Genomic DNA, 5,594 nt, shown 5'->3' with positions numbered 1-5,594 from the left:
GCAGCAGTGGAGCGAACGCCCCCCCCTGTACCCCGGGGGCACCCCCCCCCCCCCCCCCCCCCCCCCCCCACCGGGCATCAGCCGCGGACGATGTTCTCCGCCTGGGGGCCCTTCTGGCCCTGGGTCACGTCGAACGTGACCTTCTCGCCCTCGACCAGCTCGCGGTACCCGTTGCCGGAGATGTTCGAGTAGTGGGCGAAGACGTCCGGTCCGCCGCCGTCCTGGGCGATGAAACCGAAGCCCTTCTCGGAGTTGAACCACTTCACGGTGCCGCTGGCCATACTGCGTCCTTCGATCTTGCCGGGGGTGCCGGCCGGGGTGAGTAGTGGGATCTGCCCCGCCAGGGGAAGACGCCCGGCGTCTTTCTACCCCGGCCGGGCCGCCGTCATACGATCATCCGCCCACGAGTCGGAACGAGTCCGGTCCGGGGGACGGCGGTGGCCCGGCCGGTGACCTCCGGAGCCGGCCGCGACGGCCGGGGAGGCCGCCTCGTCGGATCAGGCGTAGCGGGTCCGCAGGTGGCGCAGGTACGCGTCGGCCGTGGCGTGGCGTCGGTCCTGGGCCCCGTGGCGGTGCAGCTCGAGTCGGCCGCCGCCGTGCAGGCGCACGGTCGTCGTCGCCCGGCGCGGCGCGTGGCCGTGCCGCGCCGGTCCGGCGGGAGCGGTGGAGGCGGTGGCCGCGGGCTCCGCGAGGACGGGGACCGTGGCGGGGAACATCGCCAGCGCTTCCCGGCTGGTGGACGCGGGCGGGTGCCCGGTGCGGTTGGCGCTGCTGACGTACAGCACCGGATACTCCCGCAGGAGTGGGCGCAGGGGCTGCCACCGGGCACCGAAGAGCAGCACCCAGCCGTCCTTGTGCGCCGGCCTCAGCCATGCCGGCCGTACGGCGTCGGCGCGCAGGGGCACGAGCACCGTGAGGTGCTCCTCCGCCAGGAGACGCTCCGCCAGCAGGACGTCGGCGGCAGGCAGGTCCCAGAGGCCGCCGAGGTGTCGGAGGGTTTCGGGATGGTGCGCCCACAGGGCCACCGGCTGGCCGCCGGGGCGCCCCTTGGCCTCGTTCACGGCCCGGGCCCGGGCGGCGGTCACCACATGGGTCAGCGGCTCGGGATTGGGCAGGACCACGGCCATGCCCTCCCTCAGGGCGCGGCGCACCTGTGCGAGCGAGGCGGGCGGGCGCGCCGGCGGGTCGGCGGTCGGATTCACGGCGGGTTCTCCTCAGGATCGCAGAGACGGACTGCTGGGTGATTCGGCGTATTTCCGCAGTGGAACGTGAGACGCGATGTGGAAGGTGATCTTACGAATAAGGCAGAAATCCCATCAAAAGGTATTTTGATGTAGAACCCAGGCGGGACGAATGCTTCGTTTCACTGCACTACTTCCCCAATCCACCATATAGGTGTAATACCGGCTGATTGAACTCCCGTCACTCCGGCGAGCATCACTTTGCGTCGGCTTGGATTACTCCCGCCGGGTCGGCTTGCCTGCCGCGTACACGGTCGTGTTCCATTAGTGCGAAAGACGGGGGATTGAATTTCCATGGATCAGCCGCGGTATATCTGCTGTTGCACTCGGCCACCGATTTTCCGTGGGAAGGGTCTCGGCGCGTTGTGGGCGGTAGGGCATATCGGCCACGGGTGAGCGTCGGGCCGTATCCGCCGACTCAGCAATTCACCGCATCGCCGCAGCCCACGGGCGGTAGACACCCTGGATGCCCTGTGTCAGAGGGCAGGGCTGCGCCGGGCGTATTCCGTTCCCTTCGCGGGCGGGTCGGGGTGTCCCGTCCGCCGATGCCGCGCCGCACCAAAGGGAACTGCCAAATCTCGGGGGAGATTGTCACCATGGATAAATCCGACGTGAATGGTGTCGTGCGGCGTGCGTTGGACGGAGATCCGTCCGCCTGGAGCGAACTGCTCGGCAGGTTCTCCGGGCTGGTCCGCTGGATCACGCGCGAGCACGGCCTCAGCCACGCCGATGCCGCGGACGTCAGCCAGACCGTGTGGATGAAGCTGTTCGAGCACCTCGCCATCGTCCGCAAGCCCGACAGCCTGGGTGCCTGGGTGGCCGTGGTCACGCGCAACGAGTGCCGCCGGCTGCTGAGTTGCGGGCGCCAGGAGATCAGCGCCACCCACCAGGAGCTCGCCACCGTCCTCGTCGACGCCCAGGACATCGGCGTGCCGCTGATCCGGGACGAGTGCAGCGTGCTGCTGTGGCAGACGGCCAAGACCGTCCTCAACCAACGCGGTTACGCCATCATCCGCATGCTCATGGCCGATCCGCCGGCCAGCTACGAGCAGGTGTCCCGGAGCCTGAAGATCCCCATCGGCAGCATCGGGCCGACCCGGAACCGGTGCCTCGCCCAGCTTCGGTCCGCCCCGGGCATCCACGAGTGCAAGGCGATGGTCGCATCCTGAACACCGCCCGGCACACGTGCCCACCGTCCCGTCCGTCCCGCCCGTCTCCGCCCGGCCCGTCCGGGCCGCTGCCGACGTCCCCGCAGGAGGACCATGTGAGCCCGACCAGCAGTCGCCGCCCCCGCACGCTCAGCGAGAAAGTGTGGGACGCGCACGTGGTGCGCCCCGGCGGCGGTCCCGGTGTGCCCGATCTGCTCTACGTGGACCTGCACCTGGTGCACGAGGTCACCTCGCCGCAGGCGTTCGCCGCGCTGCGGTCGGCGGGGCGGACCGTGCGCCGGCCGCGGCAGACGGTGGCGACCACCGACCACGTGGTGCCCACCCGGGACTGCGGCCCGGACGCCGCCGACCCCGACGCGGCACGCCAGATCGCGGCCCTGGGCGACAACGCCCGGCGGTTCGCCCTGCCGCTGTTCGCGCAGGGCGACCGGCGTCAGGGCATCGTGCACGTCATCGGCCCGCAGCTCGGGCTCACCCTGCCCGGCACCACCGTGGTGTGCGGCGACAGCCACACTTCCACGCACGGTGCGTTCGGCGCGCTGGCCTTCGGCATCGGCACCAGTCAGGTGGAGCACGTCCTCGCCACCCAGACCCTGCGGATGGTCCGGCCGGGGACCATGAGCGTGCGGATCGACGGCGACCTGGCCCCCGGCGTCTCGGCGAAGGACCTGATCCTCGGCGTCATCCGGCGGATCGGGACGACCGGCGGCTCGGGAACCCTCGTGGAGTACCACGGCTCGACGGTCCGCAGGCTGTCGATGGAGCAGCGGATGACGGTCTGCAACATGTCCATCGAGGCGGGCGCCCGAGCCGGCATGATCGCACCCGACGAGACCACCCTCGCGTACCTGAAGGGCCGCCCCCATGCGCCGCGCGGCCGGCAGTGGCAGGAGGCGGAGGCCTACTGGCGCACCCTGCGCACCGACGAGGGGGCGCGCTTCGACCGGGCCGTGCGCATCGACGCCTCCGCTCTCACCCCCCACGCCACCTGGGGAACGGATCCGGCGCAGAGCGCCCCGCTCAGCGGGCACGTGCCGGACCCCGCGGCGATGGCGGACCCCGAGGAACGGCGGCGGGCCGAACGGGCCTTGCGGTACATGGAGCTGGGGCCCGGCACGCCGATGCGCCGGATCCCCGTCGACGTGGTGTTCATCGGCTCCTGCACCAACGGCCGGCTGGAGGACCTGCGCGCCGCGGCGGCCGTCGTGCGGGGACGCCGCGTACGGCCGTCGGTGCGGGCGCTGGTGGTGCCCGGTTCCACCGCCGTGAAGGAACAGGCCGAACGCGAGGGACTGGACCGGGTGTTCTCCGCGGCCGGCTTCGAGTGGCGCTCGCCCGGCTGTTCCATGTGCTGCGCGATGAACGGCGACGTCCTCGGGCCGGGGCAGCGCGCGGCCTCCACCTCCAACCGCAACTTCGAGGGCCGCCAGGGCTCCGGGGGGCGCACTCACCTGGTCTCCCCGGAGGTGGCCGCGGCCTCGGCGATCGCGGGCCGCCTCACCGCCCCGGCCGACCTCGCGTGACACCTGTGACCCGCGCTGCGCGCACGACGTGTGCGGGCGACCCGTGTGACTCTCTCGAAGGGAACTCGAAGTGGAGCAGTTCGACGTGGTGCGCGGCCCGGCGCTCGTCCTGGACCGGTCGGACGTGGACACCGACCAGATCATCCCCGCCTCCCGCCTGAAGCGGGTCGACCGTGCCGGGTACGCCGACGACCTGTTCGCCGACTGGCGCGGGGATCCGGACTTCGTCCTCAACCAGCCGCGCGCCACCGGTGCCCGGGTCCTCGTCACCGGACGGAACTTCGGCTGTGGCTCCTCCCGCGAGCATGCCGTGTGGGCCCTGCTCGACTTCGGCTTCCGAGCGGTGCTCTGCGAGCAGCTGGCCGACATCTTCCGGGAGAACGCCGTCAACGCCGGCCTCGTCCCCGTCGAATTGCCCGCCGCCGAGGTCCGGGCGGTGCGCGCCGCCGTCGTCGACGACGGCGAACGGTCCGTCGAGGTCGACCTGGTGGCCCGCCGGGTCCGGGTCACCGGTACCGCGATCGATGTGCCGCTGCGGCTGGACTCCGGCGCCTGCCGCACGCTGCGCGCGGGCCGGGACGCCGTCGCGGTCACCCTGCGTGACGAAGAACTGATCGACCGGTACGAGCGCCGGCGTCCCGAGTGGATGCCGCGTATGCCGGCCTGAAAGCGGAATGCCGCCGCGCCGTACGGTCCGCCGCACGGCGCGGCGGACCGGTGCGTGGATAGAATCGACGGCCCTGGGCCGCACTCACAGCAGAGGTGATTTCCTTGACCACGGCGCGCATTGCGGCGACGAGTCCCGCGGCATTTCAGGAGGCCGCCGACGTATTACGCGGCGGCGGCCTCGTGGCACTTCCGACGTTAACCAATTATGGGCTCTTCTGTGATCCGTTCAACGCCGCGGCGGTGGATCGTGTGTTCGAGGCGAAGCGGCGCACGAAATTCGGGCCGCTGAGCCTTTTCGTTCCCGAGCCCCGGCAGGCGGAGGAGTACGTCCGTGTCCCCGACGGTTTCGGCCCGGCCCTGCTGGAGCGGATCTGGCCGAGCCCCACCGCGGTGATCTGCTGGAAGAAGCACCCCTTTCCGCCGCGCATGACCCTCGGCCTGCACACGCTCGCCGTCTGCTGCCAGGGCCCGGGCTCGCCGCTCCAGGACGTGTTGCGGCTCGTCGGACAACCGCTCGGCGCGTCCTCCGCCAACCTGTCCGGGCAGGGTGACATCGACGTCACCTTCGACGTCACCGTCCGCGATCTCGGCGACCGGGTGGACCTCATCCTGGACGAGGGAGCGGCCCAGCGCGCCGACCGCCCGCCGCAGAAGCACCCCGGCAACACCATCGTCGACCTCACGTTCACCCCGCCCCATCTGGTCCGCCGCGGCTTCGTCGCCCCCGAGACCCTCATCCCGCACCTCCCGGACCTCGATCTGGACGCGTCGGCGTATCCGGCGCTGCTGCGGAAGCGGCGCGCCGAGACGGAGGCGGCCGGGCCGGCGTCCTCCTGACGGCCTGCTCCGTCCCGGAGCCCGCCCGCCCTGCCGTGTGGTCCCCGACGGGCCGGGGGGGGGGGGGGGGGGGGGGGGGGGGGGAGGGGGGGGGGGGGGGGGGGGGGGGGGGGGGGGGGGGGGGGGGGGGAGAGGGGGGGGGGGGGGGGGCAGAA

6 protein-coding genes are annotated in these 5,594 nt (G+C 72.1%); 4 read left to right on the top strand and 2 right to left on the bottom strand.

Annotated elements, in window-relative coordinates:
• Window positions 1-77: 77 nt before the first annotated feature.
• Both ACZ63H_RS20115 and ACZ63H_RS20110 read right to left on the bottom strand, forming a co-directional pair.
• Window positions 78-281: a cold-shock protein gene (locus ACZ63H_RS20115; RefSeq protein ID WP_037864303.1), complete on the bottom strand. Its 204-nt coding sequence runs from the start codon at window positions 279-281 to the stop codon at window positions 78-80.
• A 216-nt stretch (window positions 282-497) separates the two neighbouring features.
• Window positions 498-1,202, bottom strand: a complete 705-nt coding sequence (locus tag ACZ63H_RS20110; RefSeq protein ID WP_469866808.1) for a Sua5/YciO/YrdC/YwlC family protein — start codon at window positions 1,200-1,202, stop codon at window positions 498-500.
• Between the two features lie 635 nt (window positions 1,203-1,837).
• Between ACZ63H_RS20110 and ACZ63H_RS20105 the strand changes: the two genes are divergently transcribed.
• The 4 genes from ACZ63H_RS20105 (at window position 1,838) to ACZ63H_RS20090 (ending at window position 5,439) form a co-directional block, all read left to right on the top strand.
• Window positions 1,838-2,410, top strand: a complete 573-nt coding sequence (locus ACZ63H_RS20105) for an RNA polymerase sigma factor (RefSeq protein WP_469866806.1) — start codon at window positions 1,838-1,840, stop codon at window positions 2,408-2,410.
• Window positions 2,411-2,505: 95 nt separating this feature from the next.
• Window positions 2,506-3,933 carry a 3-isopropylmalate dehydratase large subunit gene (leuC, locus tag ACZ63H_RS20100; RefSeq protein ID WP_469866804.1) on the top strand — a complete coding sequence of 476 codons (1,428 nt, stop codon included), beginning with the start codon at window positions 2,506-2,508 and terminating at the stop codon, window positions 3,931-3,933.
• Between the two features lie 70 nt (window positions 3,934-4,003).
• A complete protein-coding gene (gene leuD / locus ACZ63H_RS20095) occupies window positions 4,004-4,600 on the top strand; it encodes a 3-isopropylmalate dehydratase small subunit (RefSeq protein WP_469866802.1) in 597 nt (198 codons plus the stop codon).
• A gap of 95 nt (window positions 4,601-4,695) precedes the next feature.
• Window positions 4,696-5,439: an L-threonylcarbamoyladenylate synthase gene (locus tag ACZ63H_RS20090; RefSeq protein ID WP_469866800.1), complete on the top strand. Its 744-nt coding sequence runs from the start codon at window positions 4,696-4,698 to the stop codon at window positions 5,437-5,439.
• The last annotated feature ends 155 nt before the right edge of the window (window positions 5,440-5,594 follow it).

This window comes from Streptomyces sp. NPDC104831 (assembly GCF_055583025.1).
This window is presented reverse-complemented; position numbering and strand designations above follow the sequence as displayed.